This is a genomic window from Chlorobaculum sp. 24CR, assembly GCF_004118635.1.
Taxonomy (GTDB): Bacteria; Bacteroidota; Chlorobiia; order Chlorobiales; family Chlorobiaceae; genus Chlorobaculum.
In genome coordinates, this window is sequence record NZ_SDGU01000042.1 from 1 (window position 1) to 22,512 (window position 22,512).

Below are 22,512 nucleotides of genomic sequence, written 5' to 3' on the forward strand. Positions count from 1 at the left end.
AGCATGGGAAATGAACCGGGAGGTGGTTCTGAACCCGGACGAAAAGTGAACAATTTTTTTCAAAAAAAAGCGACATCTCTGTTGACATAAAGCGCTACCGGAGGAAGGCCAGGATCAGCCCCGAAGTTGAAGCTCCAAACAGAGTAATCTCCATACTGCGAAACATCCCCCTCGTGCGCCATAACCGGAGCACTGCTGGCAACCGTCGCTAACGCAATTGTTACTGCACTGAAAAGCTTTTTCATATTTACTCCAGATGAGTTATGGCAACGGGAAAATGAAAGGTGAATTTTTACGCTTCAATCAACTCAGAACAGCCTTGGCTTTTGTCACAAGCTTTATGGCCAACCGATACATTGCAATCACACGAACAATCGTTGATGCTTACAAAAAAAGGGGCGTTCAAAATTCGCAGATAACCCAAGAATTATAAACATAATTTTACATATTTAACCCACAAAAAAGCAATAAGACTACCCTCTTTTATCACCATCGCCCTCGAAATCGTTTATTTCGCTCTTCTTCGATTCTGACGAGTTCAACGAGAATCCGCCACCCTGTTGCATCGCTTGCGGGAATTCTTTACCATTGTTCCCATGTTGAAATCCGAAAATCCACCCATGAGTATTTATCCACCTGTTTTTGATGCCAGCCGGTCACTGCGATGAACATTGACCGGAATCTCTTGCGGCTGCTTTCGGAACAGAAGCGGCCTTTCATTTTGTCGGGCCTCGCGGGCGCGGCGGGGGCGCTGATGCTCGTGGCGCAGGCGTGGGTGCTGAGCGGCGTGATCGATACGGTGTTTCGCTCCGCTCCGGCGTGGGCTGCGATTGCGCCGCCGGTCGGGCTGTTCGCGCTCTTCAGTACGTTGCGCGTGCTCTTCGGCTGGGCGGGGCATCACGAGGCGAAAGTGGGCACGCTCGCCATCCGCAACTCTTTGACCGAACGGCTCTCCGGCACCATCGCGGCGCTGGGGCCGTCGTTCGCCCGTTCGGCGCAGAGCGGGCGCATCGTCACCACGCTGCTCAAGGGCGTGGAGTCGGTCGATGCGTGGTTCAGCCAGTACATCCCGCAACTCTTTCTTTCGCTTATCGTTCCGGTGGTGATTCTCGCGGCGATCTTTCCGGCGGACTGGCTGTCGGGCGTGATTCTCGTCGTGACCGCGCCGCTGATTCCTGTCTTCATGATCCTGATCGGCAAACGGGCGAGCGCGGCCACCGAGAAGCAGTGGAACACCATGAGCCGCATGAGCGGCCACTTCCTCGACATGTTGCAGGGCCTCTCGACGCTCAAGCTCTTCGCGCAGGCCAAGGCGCGGCGCGACGGCATCGCCGAGGCGAGCGAGAACTTTCGCCACTCGACGATGCAGGTGCTCAAGATCGCTTTCCTCTCGTCGCTCACCCTCGAACTGGTCGGCACGCTCGGCACGGCGGTGGTGGCGGTGAGCATCGGCGTGCGGATGCTCGGCGGGCACCTCGCCTTTCGCCCCGGCTTTTTCGCGCTGCTGCTCGTGCCGGATTTCTATCTGACACTGCGCCAGCTCGGCACCAAATTCCACGCAGGCATGGAGGGCGTCACCGCCTCGAAAGAGATACATGAAATTCTCGACCGCGCCTCGGAGATTCCCGAAGCGGGTTCGCGCGAGTTGACCGCCAGCGACATTTCGTCACAACCAATTGTTTTTGAAGGAGTTGGCTACCGTTTCCCCGGCAGCGGCAAACCGGCGCTCGACGGCGTGAGCCTCACCATCGAGCCGGGCACCGTGACCGCGCTCACCGGGCCGAGCGGCGCGGGCAAGAGCACGCTCTTGAACCTGCTGCTGCGCTTCATCGAGCCTGCCGAAGGCGCGATCTCGCTCGGCAGCCGCAAGGCGCGGGAGTTCAGCCTCGATTCGTGGTATCAAGAGATCGCCTGGGTACCGCAGCACCCCTTCCTTTTCAACGCCACCATCCGCGAGAACCTCTTGATGGCCCGGCGCGACGCCACGCCGGATGAGATCGACACGGCGCTGAAGCAGGCCGGATTGCTCGACCTGGTGCGCTCGCTGCCGGATAGACTGGAGACAATGATCGGCGAAGAGGGTGCGCGGCTGAGCGGCGGCGAGGCGCAACGGCTGTCGCTGGCCCGCGCCTTCCTCAAGGACGCGCCGCTTCTCTTGCTCGACGAGCCGACCTCGCACACCGACCCGATCCTCGAAGCGCAGCTCCGCAAGGCGATGGTCGAGCTGATGCGCGGGCGCACGGTGGTGATGATCGCGCACCGGCTCGAAACCATCCGCAACGCCGACCGCATCGTGGTGCTCGACCGTGGCCGCGTCGCGCAGAGCGGCACGCACGACGAACTGATGACCGGCGAAGGCTTTTACCGCGAGGCGATCTTCTCGTCGATGGAGGAGGCCGCGGCATGAAAACGTTTCTGCGACTGGCGGGGCTGACGCGCCCGTTCGCCTGGTGGATGCTGCTGGCCGCGCTGATCGGCTTCGCCACCATCGGCAGCGGCATCGGCCTGTTGATGGCGTCGGCCTGGCTCATCACCACCGCCGCCCTGATGCCCGCGCTCTCGGCGCTCCAGATCGGCATCACCGGCGTGCGCTTTTTCGGCATTTCGCGCGGCGTGATCCGCTACGCCGAGCGGCTCATATCGCACAACACCACGTTTCGGATTCTCACCCGCCTGCGCGTCTGGTTCTACGACGCCGTCGAGCCGCTCGCCCCGGCCCGGCTCGCCTCGTACCGCAGCGCCGACCTCTTGAAGCGCATCGTCGATGACATCCAGAGCCTCGAAAACATCTACGCCCGCGTGCTCTCGCCCCCCGTCACCGCCGCTCTGGTGACGCTGCTGATGTGGTTGGTCGTGGGCCACTGGTCGCTCGCCGCCGCCGAGGGGGTGCTCGCGAGCCAGCTTGTGGCGGGCCTCGCCGTGCCGCTTCTGACCGCGCGACTCGCCGCCGGAACGGCACGCGGCATCACCACGCTCCAGGGCGAGCAGCAGGTGCTCGCGGTCGATATGGTGCAGGGTATGAGCGAGTTGCGCGTCTTCGGCATGGTCGGCGACTACGCTGAACGACTGCGCGAGGCCGAAGCAAAAAAGCTCGCGCTGCAAAAGCGGGCCGCCCTCATCGAGGGGCTGCACGAATCGCTGACCGGCCTTGCGATGAACGGCGCGGTGATCTGGATTTTGTTCTCGATGACGCCGATGGTGCAGTCGGGCGCGATCAGCCCGATCACGCTCGCCTCGGTGGTGTTTGGCGTCATGGCCTCGTTCGAGGCGTTCCTGCCGCTCACCGGCTCGGTGCAGAACATCGAAGCCGACGTCCGCGCGGGCGACCGCCTCTTCGAGATCATCGACGCCAAACCCGAAGTGGTTCCGCCAGCGAAACCGGAAGCTTTCCCGAAAAGGACAGACATCGAGGTCAGCAACCTCGCCTTCACCTACCCCGGCTCGGATCGGCCAGCGCTCGACGGCGTCTCGTTCAGCGTGCCGCAGGGCGGACGGACGGCGATTGTCGGCCCGAGCGGCGCGGGCAAATCGACCATCACCTCGCTCATGGTGCGCTTCTGGAACCCCGCGCAGGGCGAAATCTCGATTGGCGGAATGAACATCGACAAACTCGATCCCGAAGCGCTGCGCCGCAACATCGCGGTCGTCTCGCAGAGGACGTATCTCTTCGGCCAGACGATTCGCGAAAACCTGCTCCTCGCCGCGCCCGAAGCGACCGACGAGCAGCTCCGCCGCGCTCTGACGCTGTCGGGACTCGGCGAGCTGCAAAGCCGCCTCGACGACTGGGCCGGTCAGCACGGCATGAACCTCAGTGGCGGCGAACGCCAGCGCCTGGCCGTGGCGCGGATGATTTTGCAGGACGCCCCGGTGATCGTGCTCGACGAAGCCACGGCCAACCTCGACGCCCTCACCGAAGAGGCCCTCCTCGACACCCTCGACCACACCAGCAAAGGCAAAACCGTGCTCGCCATCACCCACAACCTGCACCGAATGGAGCGCTACGACGAAGTTGTGGTGCTGCACCAAGGCAAAGTGATCGAGCGCGGCAGCCACGAAACGCTGCTGAAAAGCGACGGCTTCTACGCAGGCATGTGGCGCTTGCAGCACGGGCAGGGGTGAGGGTGGATTGAGTGGACTTTGTGGACGAAGAATGAAGAACGATTCTTCGGTGGTTTGTCCACAACGTCCACTATTGTGGCGTACGCAAAAACCGCTGCAACAAGAGGTCTTCGACATTCCGGCGGCTGTCGATGAAGGAGAGCACCAGAACCTCTCCGTCGGCGATGCGGTACTGAAGACGCCACGGCGCAATCACCAGTTCGCGATAGAGAGAAATGCCCTGCTCGTGCAGCTCCGGCACAATGCGTCCCCGCTCCGGAAAGAGTTCGAGCCCGGCAGTTTTTTGCCTGATGGTGTTAAGAAGGTTCCGGGCGTTGCCGGGATTCTCTCTAGCTATGAACGACAGCGCCTCACCGAGATCGCGCTCGGCCACCTCGGCCCACAGCACCTTGTATCGGGCGCTCATGCGCGGCGGTTCAACTGCTCCTCAAGCCGCATGAAAACCGAGTCCTGTTCGGCGACCTGCCCGCTCCGCACCTGTTCTTCCCCTTGCGCGAAAAGTTTCAGCAATCCAAGAGCATTGCGCATATCCTCATAGCTTTTAGGATCCTGAAGAACAGCTTTCGGCTCTCCGTTCTGGGTGATGATTACCGGACGGCGAGTATCGTTGATCTGGTCGAGCAGACTGGCGGCATTCGCCTTGAGCCAAGTGACCGGTTTTATATCGGTAGTTATTTGCATGGTGTACCTCCTGACCGAATATAATATTAAATTCAGTTCGACAGCAACAGGAAAAAATGGACTTTGCGCTACTGCGGCGTGCGCATAACCCGCGAAATGTCGAAGCCCTGCGCTTTTGCCTCTTCGAGCAGTTTGGCGTAGAGCGCTTCGTCGAGCTGTGGGGTTCTGGCTAAAATCCAGAAGTAGTCGCGGCTGGAGGCTGTCACCATTGCCCAGGAGTAGTTTTCGCGGTCGAGAGCGAAAACGTTGTACGGGCCGTAGAAGGGGCCGAAAAATGACACTTTCAGCGCCCCGACGTTCGGGTCTCCGGCGAATTTGGCTTTGCCTTTGGCGGTTTTCCACTTCTTTTTTTCGGGGTAGTAGCCCTTGTTGAGCACCTGCACCATGCCGTCTTTGCGCAGAGTGTAGAGGGCCGACACCTGCTCCGATCCGCGCTCGAAGCGGTTCTCAATTCTGGCGATTTCGTACCAGGTGCCGAGGTAGCGGTCGAGCTTGAAGTGATCCACCGCCACGACCCCCTCCGGCGCACTCGCGCACCCGGCAAGCAGCATCGGCCAGAGCAGCAAAAGCAAAAAGAGTTTTTTCATCGATGTTCTCCCGTTAGTTTCAGAAAAACAACAAAATCCCCGCTTCAGAGTTCCAGGGAGTGGATGGTCAGATATCCAAAAGAGGACTGGGGCGAACAACTCGAAAACCGCCGCCGTAGCCCCTGCCGCCCGGACTGCTGCCGTACTGGGCCGAACAGCGCAGATACTCAGGTTTGCTGAGCCACGAACCGCCGCGCAACGCATCTTGCATCTGAAGATGCAAGGCATCTTTCTCAACCGTCTCCTCCCTCGGTTCTCGTTCCTGAATCCAGAGCGAAACCGGAGCCAGCACCTTTCTGGACTCTTCGGCAGGCAGGATTGGCTCACGCTGCTTTTCGCTTTCACGATAATAGAGCAGGTAATCGAGCGCGATGCGATACAGCTCCTCGCGCCTGCGCGGCAACGTGCCGCTCTCCTTCCAGAGCAGCGCCATGAGCTGCAACATCAGGGGAGTGCCCGCAAGCTCTTTCAAACCCTTGTGATCCGGGCGGGCGAGATAATCGATAAGCGCTTGCGCTTTCTCTGTCGCCAGGCGGTCGCGCTCGCTTTTCTCAATTTCGCGCGACGAACCCGCCTTGAACCATTTTTCCAGAAACTCCCGCTGCTGCGTTTCGTTGAAACGTTTGACATAAGCGCTTCTCTTATCGAGAAGCAACGCTTTGCGCTCCTCGGCAGCATACCCTTTGTCGCGACTCGTCAGAACGAAAAACGCTTCGGGCCAGGTTTTCGCGGCATCGCTGATCCACCGGCAAACCTCGACACGCTGAGGCTTGTCGCCGATCTCGTCCAGACCATCGAGCAACACCAGCGTCGGTCGTTCTTTCAGGCGGTCATCAAACCATGATGGCTCTATATTGAGGTGGGGCTGAAACTGCTCCGAAAGCTTCTGATGAAGTCCCTTTGCCTCTTCACCGGGCTTCATGGCGCTCAAGGGCAAATAACTGATTTTGACAGGCTTTGAAAACCCGCGCAATGCCAATTGGCTGTTCAAGGCGTAGTGCTTGATGATGGTGGTTTTGCCAGCTCCCGGCTCGCCGATAATCAGAAGCATTCGCGATTCACCATCCACCGCCTTGACGAGAGCGCTGTCTGGCGTTTCAAACGATGGCTCTGCTGTCAATCGCTGTACACGCTCCCGCTCAAACGTTTTATCCATTAACCGCTCAGCCTCATCGAGATCGAGCGGCACGAAGGTTTGCATCAAATCGACCGACTCCGAATCCCCTTTCACGCCCGGCATCCCGAAAATGGTGCTCTTGCCTAATTCCTGTTTCAGTCGATCTTGGTAGCGTTCTTCGTTGCTCTTGGCTTGGCGTTCTTTTTTCAGATTCTCACGCTTTTCAACAGCCTCAGTCTCGGCAATTTTTTTGCCTGCCGCATCAGGATTGCGCTTGCGATACTGGTAAACGCCAAAACCAAATACCAGAGCAGCGATTATCGCCGTAGGTGGCAAATAATCAAATGTTCCTTTTTCAACCGTTTTCGCGGCAGGCTGTACCACTGGTGCCGTGGAAGGTTCCGCCGCGCTCGCCGTACCTGCCATGCAGGAAACAAGCACGACAATGAAGTACGCTATCCGAAGCACGTTGATGATTCGCATGGCTCGAAGGTGAAATTGACAGGCTGGTCGTATAAGGGGAAATTACGCAAAAATACGAAGAGGGCGGCCGCGAGAGCCGCCCCTACGGGGGAGAATTCGGGCGAACCGTTCGCTCTTTACCCGCCGTTGCGCGGCTCGTTGCGGCACACTTCGCCGGGGTATTCGAGTTCTACGGTGGAGTGGTAAATGCCGTGGCGGGCGACGAGCTTGCGAATCTCCTCCTTGATGCGGACGTACTCGGCGGGGTTGACGTCGCAGTCGATTTCGAGGTGGGCGGTGAAGACCGTGCGCTCGCCGTCGAGCGACCAGAGGTGGGCGTGATGCACGCCGTGGACGTGCCCGGTCTTTTGAATGTCGGCAACTACCTTGTCGAGGCTGAGTTCGCTTGGCACGGCTTGCAGGAACACCGGCACCATCGCGCGGAGATTCCTAACCACGCCGGTGAGGATGTAGAGCGTGATGACGATGGCGAGCAGCGGGTCGAGAATCGGCACGGAAACAAAAAGCAGCACCACGGAGACCACGAGCACCGAGAGCCAGCCGAGCACGTCTTCGAGCAGGTGCAGCGCAATGACGCGGGCGTTCATGCCCGTCTGGCCCTTGAGGCGCAGCATGGCGACGGAGTTCACCGCCACGCCGACGAGCGCGAAGGCGACCATGCCTTTGGCGTCGGGAAGCTCGGGATGGATCAGGCGCGGCAGCGCTTCGATGAGCACGACGAACGAGCTGACGAGCATCATGAGGGCGCTGACGAGCGCGCCGAAGATCGAGAAGCGCTGGTAGCCGTAGGTGTAGCGCTTGTCGCCCTTTCGCCCGGCGAGCTTCTCGAAGTACCACGCCTGACCGAGCGCGATGGAGTCGCCGAAGTCATGCACCGCATTGGCAAGAATCGCCGTGCTGTTGGTCAGTACGCCGCCGATAGCTTCGAGAATCGTGAAGCCGAAGTTCAGGAAAAAGGCGGTGCGGATGCTTCCGGCCACATGGTGATGATGGCCGAAATGCGACCCGTGCGTGCCATGATCATGATGGCCGTGCTCGTGCTCGTGGTTATGGTCGTGGTGGTTGCTCATGCTGAAACAACAACCAAACCCGCGCCGGGAATTCCCGGTTTTACCAGTGTCAAGTCAATACCAAACAGTCTGGTGTATTCCCCGTCATTGCGAGGAGCATAGCGACGCGGCAATCCATGCGGAACCACCGCAAGCTACAAAAGATGGATCGCCACGTCCCGACAAGTCGGGACTCGCGATGACGAATATCCGTCATTTTTTTGACACGTCACCAGACCGACCACTCCGTTCAGTCGAACACGACGGTCTTGCGTCCGTTGATGAGGATTCGGTGGTCGCAGTGCAGCCGCAGGGCGCGCGCCAGCACGAGCCGTTCGAGGTCGCGCCCTTTGCGCACCAGGTCGTCGAGCGTGTCGCGATGCGTGATGCGGATGATGTCCTGCTCGATGATCGGCCCTTCGTCGAGCTCGTCAGTGACGTAGTGGCTGGTCGCGCCAATGAGCTTCACGCCGCGCCGGTAGGCCTGCCGGTACGGGTTGCCGCCGACGAAGGCCGGAAGGAACGAGTGGTGGATGTTGATGATCCGACCCGCCCAGCGCCCGGTAAACGCTGCCGAGAGCACCTGCATGTACCGGGCCAAGACGATGGTGTCGATGCCATGCTCGTCGCACAAAGCCATCTGACGACTCTCGGCTACCTCCCTCGTCTCCGGAGTCACCGCAATGACGTGAAACGGAATGCCGTGCGCTTCGGCAAGCGGCGCGAGGTCGGCGTGGTTGGAGACGACGAGCGGAATATCGATGTCGAACTCGCCGAGGCTGTGCCGCCAGAGAATTTCGCGCAGGCAGTGATCGTACTTCGAAACGAAAATCGCCATGCGGTTCCGCTTGCCGGAGAGGCGAATCTGCCAGTTCGCCCGGAATTCGCGGGCCATCGGCGCGAATGCCGATTCGAGGTCATCGGCGGGAATCGAGAAATGATCGAGGCTCCACGACACGCGCAGAAAGAACTGGTGCTCGTCCACATCGACATGCTCGTTGAGGTCGAGAATGTTGCCGCCGCGCTCGTAGATGAAGTTGGCGATCCGCGCGACCAGCCCAACGCGGTCGGGGCAGGAGAGCAAAAGCACGGCTTTGGAGGGTTCGGCGGCAGCGGTCATGGCGATCAAAGTGGACTTGGGATTGACGATGAAACTACGGCAAGATAATGAACTTCCGCGCCAATTGGTTTCACTCGCTCAATGTCGGCGACAACGAAAAGAGCGAAAAGGCTGGAGGCTCCTTTTCGCTCTTTTCGACTCAATGCGCTGCCGCGCCGGGTGTGCGCCGGCTCACACGGCAAACACCTCTTGACCGTCCAGCACTCCGTCGAGCACGCCGGTGAGAGCGACCGGCTCGGCATCGACGACGCCGATGAACTCCGCCTCTGTACCCACGTCGAACCCGGCGGTCGAGGCTGCTGCGGGAACCGATCCCGTGCCGCTCGAAGCGGCAAGCGTGCTTGCGCCGAGGAACTCCGCCGAGGTGGCGAGGATGTTTTCGAGCTGTTCGAGCGTCCACTCCGAGGCGAAATCCGCTTCCGCCGAAAGCAGCAGCGCCGCCGCGCCAGCCACGTACGGCGTGGCCATCGAGGTGCCGCTCATCGAGGCGTAGCCACCATTGGAGTAGGTGCTGTAGATGCTCACGCCGGGCGCGACGACAAAGTCGTAGGGATCGGTGCCGCCCGCATCGTTGCTGAACGAGGCCACGGTGTTGCTGCTGTTGACCGCGCCGACCGCGATGCCGCCAAGGGTCTCGGCGAGGATTGCCGGGTAGGTCGGCGAACTCTGGCTGTCGTTGCCGGAGGCCATGCAGACCATGACGCCGTGATCGAGCGCGTAGGAGATGGCGCTGGTGACGCTGCTGGAGTACGCGCCATACGCGCCGAGCGAGAGGTTGATGACGTCGGCCCCGTTATCGACGGCGTAGATGATGCCGTTGGCGACCGCCGTGAAGGAGCCACTGCCCGAGGAGCCGAGCACCTTGACCGGCATGATGGTGGCGTCGTAGGCCACGCCGGTCACGCCGGTACCGTTGTCGAGTCCGGCGATGATGCCCGCCACGTGCGTGCCGTGACCATAGTCATCGAGTGCGTAGCCGTCGTAGTTGACGAAATCGTAGCCGTAGATGTCATCGACGTAACCGTTGCCGTCATTGTCGATCCCGTCGCCCGCGATCTCACCGGAGTTGCTCCATATCTTCCCGGCAAGGTCGCTGTGCGTGTAGAGCACGCCGCTGTCGATCACCGCAACGATGATGCCCTCGCCGGTGTATCCGGCCTGCCAGGCGTCCGGAGCCTGGGTGTCGTTCAGCCCCCAGTCCCACGAACCGTAACCGTCGCCATAGAGCGGCGCGTCGGCGATGGATGCTCCGGTTGCCAGTTCGAGCATGGCGTCGATGTCGAGCAGGCCGTAGCCGGAGACCGGATCCCACTGAACAGGGGCCAGCTCGGTCGTGAAGTCGTACGAAGTGGTTCCGGCATAGCCGTTGCCCGCAAGATCGAGCACCGCGCCGGAGCCGATGGTGACGTAGTAGTGCGTGGCGGGATCGAGGTCGCTCGACGGATCGATGGTCAGCGTGCTGCCCGAAAAAGCGAGATGGCTGCTCGACGCCGCGTCGAAGCTTTCGAGCAGCGTTCCCGTCGGCGATCCGGCGTGAATCTCGATGGAGCCATTTCCGGCCTGGATCGCCTCGTTGAAGGTCAGCGTGATGTTGGTCTCGACCGCGGCATTGCTGCTGCCGTCAGCCGGGCTGAAAACAGACACGACCGGCGCTGTGGTATCGACCGTTTCGGTGGTGAAGTCGTAGGAGGTCGTTCCGGCATATTTGTTGCCCGAAAGATCGACAACGCTTCCCTTGGCAAAGGTGACGTAGTAGTGCGTGCCGGTATCGAGGTCGCTTGACGGATCGATGGTCAGCGTACTGCCCGAAAAGGAGAGCTGGCTGCTCGACGCCACGTTAAAACTCTCGACGACCACACCGCGCGAAGAGCCGACACGGATTTCGATCGATCCGATGCCAGCCTGAATCTCCTCGCTGAAGGTCAGGGCAATATCGGTCGCCGTATCGACATCGCCACTGCCGTCAGAGGGGTCGAAACTGACCACCGTGGGAGCCGTCCGGTCGCGGCTCAGAAAACTCCAGAATGACCAGGCGGCAGTCATATCTCCGCTATCAGGAGCATCGTCAACGGGCGACTGACCGGGATGATTCAGCCACGCTCCGGCAGCATAATCGAACCCGTCGAAGCCGCTTTCGTGCGGCGAGTGCTGAAACACGCCGGTCAGATTGTCTGGCGCAGCCATGACATTCCCGAAAGAGAGCGTCCCGCTCCAATCGCTGAAGACTGACATTCCTGCGTTTTGCCTGGCTTCATCACCGATTAATCCGGCCAACGCCCCATACGACAAGATTGAGTTGTTCATGATGACAGGTATATAGGTTTTTGGTATAGACAGAGATAAGAAAAAACAGAGAAAATATGTACGTTATTTTCACTCATTATAACAGAAATATATAAACCTGAACACAATCCGGAAAGCAAAACATATACATCATTTACACGCATACCCCTAAAGGGCGCGCCTCGCGTGTTATTATTCTCCGGCAACAAAAAATCGCAATCGCTGCCGTTGCAAGAGGTTAGGCTAAAGCCCTGATTTCTTTTGCTTCGTCGGCATACCCAAAGCTGTCTCAAAAGCCCACCCTCAGACACAAAAATGCCACGTTTTCACGCGGCCTTTTTGTGTTGCGTTTGATATGTTAAGCTATCGAAAAACAATCGCATAGCCGGTTGGTTTTCAAAACCTGCCAGAGAGTCTGCATCATGAACAAAGGAAAGATCATCGCCGACGGCCCGACAAAGGAGATTCTCTCGAATCGCGAGCTGCTCGAATCCAACGGCCTGGAGCTTCCGCTACGATTGCAGGGGGGGGGATGAGAGGTTATCGGTTTTGTACTTGAAGTTCGGGTTTGGTACTTTGCCGACTCAATGAAATCAGGGGTTTCGGGGCTGGCCGTTTGCGGAAATCCAGCAAAAGAATGTATAAAGTCTATTCTTTTACGGTAATCGAAGGCATTTTCCATTTAAGAAATTTCTTAAAGAACTCATCGAGAAATTCTTGAAATGCAAGAGAGAATGCTACGCCTTGATGAAATAGAGAAAATGGATAACGCTCTTCGCTACGTTTCAGTATTTCATGACTATTGACAAATTGTGCGCGAAATTGTTCAACCGTACATTGAGCAAAACAACAGGGCGGGCATGAAACCCGCCCCTACATGGGTGAAAATCAACAATCGGCAACATCCTCTTCACCTCTTCCGTCCTATCCGTCCTATCCGTCCTATCCGTCCTATCCGTCCTATCCGTCCTATCCGTCCTATCCGTCCTATAAGACCTATAAGACCTATAAGTCCTATAGGTCTTATAAGATAACCAACTCTACCCCTCCGGCTCGGCGGGCGCTGATGCGCTTTCGCCTTCGCTCTTTTTGCGCGTCGTGCGGCGGCGGGCGGGGCGGCGAGGTTTCTTTTCGGGTTCGGGGGTTTCCGCTGATGCCGGAACAGCCTCGGGTTCGACGACTTTCGCCGGTGCCGGAACCGGCTCAGGCTCAGGCGATGCAGCGAGCTTCGGCGCTTCATCCGCCGTCGCAGCAGTGGCCCTCGGCTTCCGCGTGGAGGTCGAGCGCGGCTTGGCCGCCCGCGACCTCGTCGTTCTCTTCGGCTTGGCTTCGGTCGAAGCTGGAAGCTCGGCAACGGACTCCGTCACCTGTGCCCCGGATGCGGGGGCTTCCGGCGCAACTGGCTTTTCAGGCGCTGGCTCCGCATTGGCAGCCTTAGCCGCCGCCACTTCAGGCGCGACCGGCTCCGGTTTGGCCGGAGCGGATGAGGCCGTTTTCGCTGCGGCCTGCTTCGCCGAACCCGGCGCCGAAGCTGACGACTCCGGGGCATCGACCTTCCGCGCAGGCGCTTCGGGCGCTGTCGCCGTCGGTTTGGAGACGCTCTTCGGCGCGGGTTCCTGCGCAGCCTGTTTCCGCTCTTCCATCTGCGGCGCAACAGGCTTCGCGGCTACCGGATCGACCTCGCCCGAAACCGGAGCTGCCGACGATGCTTCGACGGGCAGCGCATCGGGCTTGCGGCCCTTGCGTTTGTCGCGGATGTAGAGTTCGGAGTGGTTGTTGCGGAACTCGATATCGAACATATCGATGGAGCGCACCAGGTCGGAAAGCCGCTTGTAACCGTAGTTTCGCGGATCGAACGACGCCTGGTTGGCGATGTTCTTGCCGATCTTGGCCAGGTTCGACCAGCCATCCTCCTCCTGCGCGCTGTCCACGGCGTTGAGCAGCAGCGTCCGGAGCTTGCCGTCGCTCCGCAGTTCGTGGCTGCTCTTGCGGCGGCAACTCTCGCTTTTGGTCTGCTCCTTCTCGCCGCTGAACGAATCGAGATAGAGAAAGGTCGAGCAGGCATTCACGAATGGCGATGGGGTCGATTTCTGACCAAACCCGTAAACGTTCAATCCTTCCGACAGAATACGCATCACGAGCGGCGTAAAATCGCTGTCGCTCGACACAATGCAGAAAGCATCGAGCTTCTTGCTGAAGAGCAGATCCATGCCGTCAATGGTCATCGCCATGTCGGTGGCATTCTTGCCCTTGGTGTAATCGAACTGCTGGATCGGGCGGATGGCGTAATCGTGCAGCTTGTCCTCCCACCCTTTCAGCGAGTGGCTCTTCCAGTTGCCGTAGGCCCGGCGGATGTTGACCACGCCGTATTTGGCCATTTCGGCCAAGATGAAATCGATTTTGTCGCTCGGCGAATTGTCGGCATCGATAAGCATTGCAATCGTTTCCCGGCTATGCTCCATAGTGGTGTCCTCGTTGGTCTTGCCGGCCCCTCGTCAGGAAGCGGAAAGAAATCGTTGAAAATCCGGCATCTCTTTCAGAAGGAATACGCGGACCATTGAAAGGTGACGCCAACCCGACTCCTCAAGCAGAGCGGTCAGCAAAATTTTTCACATTTTGTAATATAAACCACGAACATTCGATTCATACGGCCCGGCTTTGCAAATCGCCGGAAAATGCCAGAATCTGCCGCGATGCGACGACGACTCTTCCGGCAAGGCAGGCGATCAGATGCGGCGAATCGTTCAGGCAGGGAATCGTTTCGACCCGGACGGATGGCGCGATGGCCAAGAGCGCCGATTCACGATGCAGCGTCTCGTTGCCGTCGGAAAAGTACCCGGCAGCGAAGAGCGACACATGCCGAAATCCTTTGCCGATCACCATCCGCGCGGCCTCGTCAAATGACGGAGCGCTCCACTTGCCGCCCACGTCGTGGTTCAGGAATGCGGTCGTGACCATACCCCACGGCGTTCGCGGATCGGACTCGATGATATCCGTGAGCCGCCGCGCGAACTCGACCGTCTCCACGTGGCCGGTGTGGAACGCGGGCGGAGCGCCGTTGCGATCCTCGACGAGCGTGCCGTGAAAAAGCAGCATCAGCGCATTCCGCTCTTTCGGGCCACCCGGCAGCGCCCGCCCGCTTCCAAAGAGATAGTCGAGATAGACGCGATGCAGCGTTTCATCCTCCCACAGCCGCCCGATCACCCGCGTGCGGGCAAGCTCTCTGGGCGAGCAGCGCTTCGAGAGATGCTTGCAGAGCAGCCCGCAGCTCATGGCATTGTCCACCGGAGCCATTGGCGCGACGATCACTCCGTCATAGCCGCGCCGCTCTTCGAGCACCGCCTCGACGCCCGGTTCCGAAGCCGAAAACGCCGCGATCACCTCGAACGAAACGTCGGGACAGGTCGCGTCGAGATGCGCCTGCAACGCGCGAGCCTGAAGGCGCGTCAGGGAATTCTGCGGCGATCCGGATGTTTTTCTGCCGATCTTTTTTCTGACCGAGGAGCTGAAGGAGATGAAATGGCGTAACGGTGCGGGCACCGCAATCACCTCCGAGGCGCGTTGAAGGGTGTGCAGGCTCACCTGGTAATTCTCGAAAAACCCGCTGGTTTCAGCCTCTCCGTGGGCTGCCAGCACCACGGCCATTCGCTTCGCGCTCATCGTTATTGCTACGGCCATTAAAACTCTTGATAATTGCCCCGGACTTCAGTCCGAAGTAAACAGATAAAACATAATGAATAAGGGCTTTAGCCCAATTTTTTGCACCGGTGGCGATGGCTGTTTATTGAGGCCGGAGTAATAAACTCAGGGATTACGCTCAGGACTGCTTTTTCGGAGACTCCTTGACAATCCGCGTCTCCATGCCATCGCGGAAGTTCTCCTGCGGCGAGGTGACGACCACATCCCCGGCATCGAGGCCCTTGACCACCTCGATGAAGACCAGATCGCTGTCGCCAGTGCGAATCGGCTGTTTTTTCAGCTTGCCCTTGACGATTTTCCAGACAAAGCTCTCGTGCTCCTCCTCGAAAACGGAGCTTTTCCTGACCAGCAACGTCCCTTTCTTCGTGTTATAAACAATGTTGGCCGTCGCGGTCATGCCGCCCTGAATCGCCGGAACTGCTTTGTCGAGCTTGAGATAGACACGCGAGGTTTTGGTCACGCGGTCGGTCTGCGGCACGATCCGCACCACCACGGCGTCGAAGCGCTTTTCGGGCATCGAGTCGAAGGCGATCACCGCCTTGAGGCCGGTGCGCAGGCGCGGCACGTCGAGTTCGTCAACCTCGACCACCACGAGGTAGCGGGCGGGATCGGTCACGGTCGCCACCAGCGTGCCGGACTGAACGTAATCGCCCTCCTTGACATTCTGGAGCGTCAGCATTCCGGCGAAGGGCGCAACCACCTGGAGCTTTTTCAGGTCATCCTCGCGGCTCTTGAGCTGCATCTGGCGCTGCCGGAGCGTTTCACGAGACTCCGTGCTGTTGCGCTCCGCCGCGTCGAAATCCTGCCGCGAGACGGCTCCGGCCTCGAAAAGCCTGCGGTTCCGTTGCAGCCGGAGGTTGTTGTCGCGCACGGCGGCCAGCTCTTCGGCCACCGCCGCCCGCGCCTCGTTGACGGCCAGACGCGGCTGGACGCTGTCGAACACGATAATCGCTTGTCCTTTCGAGACTTGCTGCCCTTCGAGCGCGCCGATGGAGCGCACCGTGCCGGAGAACTCGGCGCTCAGGTTGGCGATGTTCTCCGCCTCGACGTAGCCGGTTGCATAGATCGCCTCGACCAGTTCCGATCTCGAAATCTTGCGCGCCTCGACATCGACGCTGTTGCCACGGGTCAGCAGATAGCCGATGGTCACGGCGAACACCACGGCCAAGGCTATCGAGAACTTCGGAAGCATCTTCTGCAAATTCTGCATATCGTGAGAGAATGGGAATTGAGCGTTACCAATCTGCCAGGCGGACGAGACCAGGCAGTTTTTTCAAAAAGGCCGCGTCGGAAAGCTGGTGATTTTTTCCGGGTTGCAGCCTTGGTTTTTCAATATTTTTAACAATCTTGCAAATCTTTCTGCCGGGCGTTTCCAGTGGCCCTTTCGGGTGAATTGAACGCAGGCATTACGGAAAAAATTCTAATCTACAGCTTCAATGGGCGAGAATCAAGAGACGCAGAAGAGCTTTCTCGAAACGGTCAAATTCGACAGCAAGGGACTGGTTCCCGCGATAGTTCAGGATCACGAAACCGGCAAGGTGCTGATGATGGCCTGGATGAACCTCGAAAGCCTCAAAATGACCCTCGAAAAGAAAAAGGCGTGTTACTGGAGCCGCAGCCGCAACAAGCTCTGGCTCAAGGGCGAATCGTCCGGCAACATGCAGGAGGTGCGCGACATCCTCATCGACTGCGACGGCGACACGCTTTTGCTGAAAGTTTCGCAGAAAGGAGGCGCGTGCCACGTCGGCTACCACTCCTGCTTCTACCGCAAGACGGTGGACGGCGAGTCGATGGAGATTTGCGACACGCTGATGTTCGATCCCGAAGAGGTTTACGGCAAACAAAGCTGACCGCAGATGAGCAGTTCCAAAGAGACCGCAAAGTCCCTCATACAGACCAAGTCGCGCTCCTCGATCAAAAATATGTTCGACGAGGTCGCGCCGACCTACGACTTCCTCAACCACCTCCTGAGCCTCGGCATCGACAACTACTGGCGTGTCGTGGCCGCAAAGAAGGCGCGCAAGCAGGTGGAGGGTGAACGCGAGCCGAAGATTCTCGACGTCGCCACCGGCACGGGCGACCTGGCTGCGTCGATGGCGAAGATTCCCGGTGCGAAAGTGACCGGCTACGACCTCTCGCCCGAGATGCTCGCCATCGCGCGCAAGAAGTACCCGTCAATCGAGTTCATCGAAGGCTTCGCTGAAAAGATGCCTTTTGCGGACAGGAGCTTCCACGTCGTCAGCGCCGGATTCGGCGTCCGGAACTTCGAGAACCTCGAACAGGGGATGAAGGAGTTCCACCGCGTCCTCAAGCCGGGCGGACGGGCCTACATCATCGAGCCGATGATTCCGCGCAACCCGGTAATGAAAAAGCTCTATCTGGTCTATTTCAAGAACGTCCTGCCCAGAATCGCCGGAATGTTCAGCAAATCGACCTTCGCCTACGACTATCTGCCCAACTCGGTAGAGCAGTTCCCGCAGACCGAAAAGTTCACAAAAATTCTGAAGCAAGCGGGCTTCAAGAAGGCAGAGTTTTTCCCGATGACGTTTGAAACGTCGATTTTGTACGTGGCCACGAAGTGAGAAAAAATAGGACTTATAAGACGTATAGGTCATATAAGTCCTATACGATTGAAAAGAAAAGCGTTGATTTTGTTTATCTTGCAGCAGCACGAAACTGTTCCCCTAACTAACGGTGACTTGCTATGGCTGATACTCCTCGGATTATTCCGCCGCATGGCAATTACAGAGAATTGCTCTCTTTCCGGAAGAGTGAGATTATTTACGATCTGACGGTTCAGTTCTGTAGCAAGAACTTTGCGCGTTTTGACCGCACGGTTGACCAGATGGTGCAGGCCGCCCGTTCCGGTAAACAAAATATTGTCGAAGGGTGCATGGCCTCCGGCACCTCGAAGGCAACGGAAATCAAGCTGGTGAACGTTGCACGAGCCAGCCTCGAAGAGCTCTTACAGGATTACCACGATTTTCTGAGAACCCGCGACCAGCCGCTCTGGGAGAAAAACTCGAAAGAAGCACTCTACGTGCGCAAGCTCGGGCGAAGCGCGAACGAAAGCTATGAAACCTACCGGAAATTCATCGAAACCCGCGCAGCTGAAGTAGTTGCCAATATCGCGATCTGCCTGATCCACCAAGCCAACTACCTTCTCGACCGCCAGCTAACCTCCCTCGAACAACAATTCCTCAAAGAAGGCGGCATCCGAGAACGAATGACCAAAGCTCGCCTCCAAACCCAAAAGCAACAAAACAGCAATCAGTAACCATCAAATCCTTTCCCAACCTATCCGTCCTATCAGACCTATTCGACCTATAAGTCCTATTCTTCGTTTTTCACCCGATACTTGTTGAAATTCCGGCACACATGCTCCATTTGAAAACGCTCTTTGTGAATCTTCACGATGAGATCGACCACCTCCGACGGCTCCATGACGTGGAAGATGGAGTGCATGTCCTTGCGCTCGAACAGATGGCGCGGCAGCACTTCGGTTTCGAGCCAGAGCAAGAGGCTGGTCCAGATTTCGCCGAAAAGGATGATCGGCGTTTCGCAGAGGTGATGCACCTGCACGAGCTGCCAGGAGTAGAAAAGTTCGAGCATTGTTCCGATGCCACCGGGAGCCACGACCACGGCGTCGGACATGGCCATGAAGGCGTCGAGCCGTCCGCTAAACCGGTCGAACTCCTCCTTGATGTCGAGCCATGGATTGGGAGCTTGCTCATGCGGCAACTTGATATTCAGCCCGATCGACTTACCGCCATTGGCAACGCTCTTCGACCCGGCATTCGCAGCCTGCATCAACCCCGGCCCGCCACCGGTCACAATGTCGAACCCCTCGGCAGCCAGCCCCTTGGCGATTTCATAAACATCCCGATAAGCCTCGTCCCCCTCACTGATCCGGGCCGACCCAAAAATGGTTACGCGATAATTCGGTTCCATAAAGTTATCAATATTATACTATGAAATAAATGATATATCGTCACAAACCCAATTGATTGAGTCACTATGAAACCATATTTGATGTATAAATTTTTTTAATTTCTTCCGCTTGATATTCCATTTCAGGAAATAGAGTAGCCCTCCTTATTCCTGCATATGAAAGTTCACGAAGCAGACTATCCTTATGGTCCTTAGATATTTTGATTTTTATAAGTGAATTTCCGGTACACCCTTCATCTTCCAACTCTCTAACAGGAATAAAGTTTATACCATCAATAAACATACCGCCATGAAATGTAAAAAATCCATGCTGCTGGCGTATTCGGTGATTAAGGTATGGAGATTTAAACGGAACAATATTTGAAAATGCACGCTTTATATCTGTATAGACATAAGGCACAGCATTACCTTCTAAGTCTTTGGTATTTGGAAGATTTGTTTTAATACTTAAACTATCAAAGTTTTCATAGCTACCCGTTGACAAACCAGTAAATCTAACTCGATCATATACATGACGCCGAAGATGTCCTATAGTGATACCATTAAGCACACTATCTTCATCTAACAAATTATCTAACTGGTAAATTATCTTGTTGAAAAATTCATCCCGAGCACTTACTTGAAGTTGTAGTTCCAATAACTCATTAAATTTAAAGACTTTTTCCATCGGCGCAGGATCGAAAACGAACAGTGAGCCATCACTATCTTTTTCACTTATACAACAAAAATACAAACCTACAAGCAAATTACTCGACCAGTCCAACAATCGAGTAGGAAGACCATAATGCTGCATCAATGTCAACCATTCATAAGTAGATTTATGACTCTGCGAGTAATCTGGATATCGTCTTTTAAACTCATCAAACATTCTTTGTTCGTGGTATATAACTCCGAACTCACTTCCTTGCCTAAATATACTTGGAATCAACTTGTGATCGTAATTAGGCTGACCACGAAACCATATGGACTGAAAATCCCTTGCCACATCATTAATGCAAGCGGTGATAGAACTTAAAGTCCCTTTAATTTCAATTTCTTTCATTTCTTAATTCAAACATTGAACAAAAAAAACATTGATATATTCTTTGATTTCAAGCACTACCCAACGCAGCAATCAAAGCTCACAAGAGCTTTTCAATGGCACCTACAGCATCCGCTCGAACTCATCCTCGTCAATCACCCTCACTCCCAGCTTTATCGCCTTCTCCAACTTGCTCCCAGCTTCGCTCCCTGCGACAACGAGCGTGGTCTTTTTGCTGACTGAGCTGACGATTCTGCCGCCGCGCTCCCGCACCATCTCTTCGGCTTGCTGGCGGACGTGGCGTTCCAGTCCTCCGGTGAAGATGACGCTTTGGCCTTCAAAGTTGGTGTTGACCAGCGCCTTTTCCTCTCCGGCTTGCATCGGCAGTCCGGCGTCGGCGAGCTTTTGGAGCATCGCTGCCACCCAGGGTTTGGCGAAGAAGTCGCGGATGCTTTCGGCGATGACGGGGCCGATGTCGGGCACGGCGGCGAGCTCCTCTTCGCCCATCTCGCGGAGGCGGTCGATGGAGGGGCAGGCGTGGGCCAGTTCGCGGGCCGTGGCTGCGCCGACGTGGCGGATGCCGAGGGCGAAGAGCAGGCGGGCGTAGCTCTGCTTTTTGCTCTTTTCGAGCGCGTCGAGCACGTTTTGCGCCGACTTGGCGGCCATGCGGTCGAGGCCCGCGAGCCGCTCCAGCGTGAGACGGTAGAGGTCGCCCGCGTCGCTCACGAGGCCGCGCTCGACGAGCTGCGAAACGAGCGATTCGCCGAGGTTCTGGATGTCGAGGGCGTTGCGCGAGGCGAAGTGCAGAATCCGGCCACGCCTCTGGGCGGGGCAAGCCTCCTCGTTCGGGCAGTACCAGCTCACCTCCCCTTCGGGCCGCTCCAGCTTCGTGCCGCAAACCGGGCACTCCGATGGCGCTTCGATCTCGGCGGTCTCGTCCGGGCGTTCGTCGAGCACAACGCTAACCACCTTTGGAATTACTTCGCCCGATTTTTCGATCATGACGTGGTCGCCGATGCGTACGCCAAGCCGTTCGATTTCGTCGAAGTTGTGCAGCGTGGAGCGCGACACGGTCGATCCGGCGAGCTTCACCGGCTTGAGTTCGGCAACCGGCGTGATGGTGCCGAGCCGCCCGACCTGGAACACCACGCCTTGCAGCACGGTTTTGGCCTGCTGCGCCGGGTACTTGTAGGCAATCGCCCAGCGCGGACTTTTGGCCGTCGCGCCAAGCCGGTCCCACAGGCCGACCTCGTTGAGTTTGAGCACCACGCCGTCGGTTTCGTACGGCAGCGTCCAGCGCTTCTCCGACCACTCGCCGATGAAGTCGGCAATCTCACTCATCTCCTTGCAGAGCCGGGCCGCCGCGCCGGTCATGAAGCCCATGCTTTTGAGCTGCTCCAGCCGCTTCAGGTGCGTCAGGGCCTCGCCATCGTGACCCTTGAGGTAATAAGCGACGAACGACATCCTGCGCCGGGCGACCTCCGCCGAGTCCTGCAACTTGAGCGTTCCGGCGGTGGCGTTGCGCGGGTTGGCGAAGCGCTCCTCCTCCGGGCGCTCGTCGTTGAGCCGCTCGAAATCATCCTTGCGCATGTAAACTTCGCCGCGCACCTCGATTTCGCCGCTGACCACCGCATCGAAAAGCGAGCCGCCGGGTGAGTCGAGCCGGAGCGGAATCGACGGAATCGTCCGGAGATTGGCCGTGATTTCGTCGCCCTGCCGACCGTCGCCGCGCGTTGAGCCGCGAACGAAGAGGCCGTCGCGGTAGAGCAGGCTGATCGCCACGCCGTCATACTTCAGCTCGGCGACGTATTCGGGTGTGCCGCCGCCCTCGGCGGCCACCAGCTTTTCGACTCGATTGCAGAAATCCGTCACCTCCGCGATGGAGTAGGTGTTGGAAAGGCTGAGCATCGGCTCGCGGTGGATAACCGTCGGAAACTCCTTGGTGATGCCGCCGCCGACGCGCTGCGACGGGCTGTCGGGGGTCACGAGTTCCGGGAACTCCGTTTCGATCGCGATCAGCCGTTCGAGCAGCTTGTCGAACTCGAAATCCGAAATCTCCGGCTTCGCTTCGACGTAATAGAGGCGGTTGTGGCGCTCGATCTCCGCGCGTAGTTTGCCGACCTCCTGCTGCGCTTTCGCTTTGTCCATAGAAAAATTAAGCAACTAAAGGTATCAATGATTTGCCGAGCGAAAGCTCTTGTTGATGTCCGATACAGACTTGACAAAAGATAAATGGCGGAAACTGGTCATCGCGAGGCCCGACCTGTCGGGACGTGGCGATCCATTCTTTTTTGCCATCGCGCTGATTCCGCATGGATTGCCGAGCCGCTTCGCGACTCGCAATGACGGTTGATGGGAGTCATTGTATAATTGACACGACACCAGGGCAGATACGCAGGTCT

At 57.7% G+C, this 22,512-nt stretch carries 18 protein-coding genes and 1 pseudogene; 6 read left to right on the plus strand and 13 right to left on the minus strand.

Annotation, left to right across the window (positions count from 1 at the left end; translation table 11 throughout):
• Positions 1-664: 664 nt before the first annotated feature.
• Together cydD and cydC are read left to right on the plus strand one after the other, a co-directional pair.
• Positions 665-2,407, plus strand: coding sequence for a thiol reductant ABC exporter subunit CydD (gene cydD, locus EST62_RS08855; RefSeq protein ID WP_129051738.1), 1,743 nt, complete (start codon positions 665-667; stop codon positions 2,405-2,407).
• The gene (cydC, locus tag EST62_RS08860) at positions 2,404-4,119 is read left to right on the plus strand and encodes a thiol reductant ABC exporter subunit CydC (protein WP_129051739.1); all 1,716 of its coding nucleotides are present in this window, start codon (positions 2,404-2,406) and stop codon (positions 4,117-4,119) included. The genes cydD and cydC overlap by 4 nt, the downstream gene beginning before the upstream one ends.
• Before the next feature lie 70 nt (positions 4,120-4,189).
• Here cydC and EST62_RS08865 read toward each other — a convergent pair whose 3' ends face one another.
• The 10 genes and pseudogenes from EST62_RS08865 to EST62_RS08920 all read right to left on the minus strand — a co-directional run bounded on the left by EST62_RS08865 (position 4,190) and on the right by EST62_RS08920 (position 16,348).
• Positions 4,190-4,525 (minus strand): type II toxin-antitoxin system RelE/ParE family toxin, encoded by a 336-nt coding sequence (locus tag EST62_RS08865; protein WP_129051740.1) that lies wholly within the window; start codon positions 4,523-4,525, stop codon positions 4,190-4,192.
• Positions 4,522-4,800: a type II toxin-antitoxin system Phd/YefM family antitoxin gene (locus tag EST62_RS08870; RefSeq protein ID WP_129051741.1), complete on the minus strand. Its 279-nt coding sequence runs from the start codon at positions 4,798-4,800 to the stop codon at positions 4,522-4,524. The genes EST62_RS08865 and EST62_RS08870 overlap by 4 nt, the downstream gene beginning before the upstream one ends.
• A 68-nt stretch (positions 4,801-4,868) precedes the next feature.
• Positions 4,869-5,387: a lipocalin family protein gene (locus tag EST62_RS08875; RefSeq protein WP_129051742.1), complete on the minus strand. Its 519-nt coding sequence runs from the start codon at positions 5,385-5,387 to the stop codon at positions 4,869-4,871.
• 67 nt (positions 5,388-5,454) lie between these two features.
• Complete coding sequence (locus EST62_RS08880) at positions 5,455-6,987, minus strand: NACHT domain-containing NTPase (protein ID WP_129051743.1); 1,533 nt, start codon at positions 6,985-6,987, stop codon at positions 5,455-5,457.
• A 116-nt stretch (positions 6,988-7,103) separates the two neighbouring features.
• On the minus strand, positions 7,104-8,057 hold the full coding sequence (locus tag EST62_RS08885) for a cation diffusion facilitator family transporter (RefSeq protein ID WP_129051744.1): 954 nt from the start codon (positions 8,055-8,057) through the stop codon (positions 7,104-7,106).
• Between the two features lie 229 nt (positions 8,058-8,286).
• Entirely contained in the window at positions 8,287-9,156 is an 870-nt protein-coding gene (purU, locus tag EST62_RS08895) for a formyltetrahydrofolate deformylase (RefSeq protein WP_129051759.1), read from the minus strand.
• A 171-nt stretch (positions 9,157-9,327) separates the two neighbouring features.
• Positions 9,328-11,388 (minus strand): S8 family serine peptidase, encoded by a 2,061-nt coding sequence (locus tag EST62_RS08900; RefSeq protein WP_245153567.1) that lies wholly within the window; start codon positions 11,386-11,388, stop codon positions 9,328-9,330.
• Positions 11,389-13,088: 1,700 nt separating this feature from the next.
• Positions 13,089-13,901: pseudogene (locus tag EST62_RS13995) on the minus strand (NYN domain-containing protein); the annotation flags it as partial.
• Between the two features lie 181 nt (positions 13,902-14,082).
• Positions 14,083-15,117: a ferrochelatase gene (locus tag EST62_RS08915; protein WP_245153568.1), complete on the minus strand. Its 1,035-nt coding sequence runs from the start codon at positions 15,115-15,117 to the stop codon at positions 14,083-14,085.
• Between the two features lie 139 nt (positions 15,118-15,256).
• Positions 15,257-16,348 carry an efflux RND transporter periplasmic adaptor subunit gene (locus tag EST62_RS08920; RefSeq protein ID WP_129051746.1) on the minus strand — a complete coding sequence of 364 codons (1,092 nt, stop codon included), beginning with the start codon at positions 16,346-16,348 and terminating at the stop codon, positions 15,257-15,259.
• 226 nt (positions 16,349-16,574) lie between these two features.
• On the opposite strand from EST62_RS08920, the gene hisI reads away from it, so the two are divergent.
• From hisI to EST62_RS08935, 3 genes are all read left to right on the plus strand, one after another.
• Positions 16,575-16,988 (plus strand): phosphoribosyl-AMP cyclohydrolase, encoded by a 414-nt coding sequence (gene hisI, locus EST62_RS08925; protein WP_129051747.1) that lies wholly within the window; start codon positions 16,575-16,577, stop codon positions 16,986-16,988.
• A gap of 6 nt (positions 16,989-16,994) precedes the next feature.
• A complete protein-coding gene (gene ubiE, locus EST62_RS08930; RefSeq protein WP_129051748.1) occupies positions 16,995-17,720 on the plus strand; it encodes a bifunctional demethylmenaquinone methyltransferase/2-methoxy-6-polyprenyl-1,4-benzoquinol methylase UbiE in 726 nt (241 codons plus the stop codon).
• 122 nt (positions 17,721-17,842) lie between these two features.
• Entirely contained in the window at positions 17,843-18,415 is a 573-nt protein-coding gene (locus tag EST62_RS08935; protein WP_129051749.1) for a four helix bundle suffix domain-containing protein, read from the plus strand.
• 56 nt (positions 18,416-18,471) lie between these two features.
• On the opposite strand, the gene EST62_RS08940 is transcribed toward EST62_RS08935, so the two are convergent.
• From EST62_RS08940 to ligA, 3 genes are all read right to left on the minus strand, one after another.
• Positions 18,472-19,089: an LOG family protein gene (locus EST62_RS08940; protein WP_129051750.1), complete on the minus strand. Its 618-nt coding sequence runs from the start codon at positions 19,087-19,089 to the stop codon at positions 18,472-18,474.
• Between the two features lie 64 nt (positions 19,090-19,153).
• Positions 19,154-20,131 (minus strand): FRG domain-containing protein, encoded by a 978-nt coding sequence (locus tag EST62_RS08945; protein WP_129051751.1) that lies wholly within the window; start codon positions 20,129-20,131, stop codon positions 19,154-19,156.
• 102 nt (positions 20,132-20,233) lie between these two features.
• Complete coding sequence (gene ligA / locus EST62_RS08950; RefSeq protein ID WP_129051752.1) at positions 20,234-22,258, minus strand: NAD-dependent DNA ligase LigA; 2,025 nt, start codon at positions 22,256-22,258, stop codon at positions 20,234-20,236.
• Positions 22,259-22,328: 70 nt separating this feature from the next.
• On the opposite strand from ligA, the gene EST62_RS13900 reads away from it, so the two are divergent.
• A complete protein-coding gene (locus tag EST62_RS13900; RefSeq protein WP_256372365.1) occupies positions 22,329-22,463 on the plus strand; it encodes a hypothetical protein in 135 nt (44 codons plus the stop codon).
• Positions 22,464-22,512: the final 49 nt, after the last annotated feature.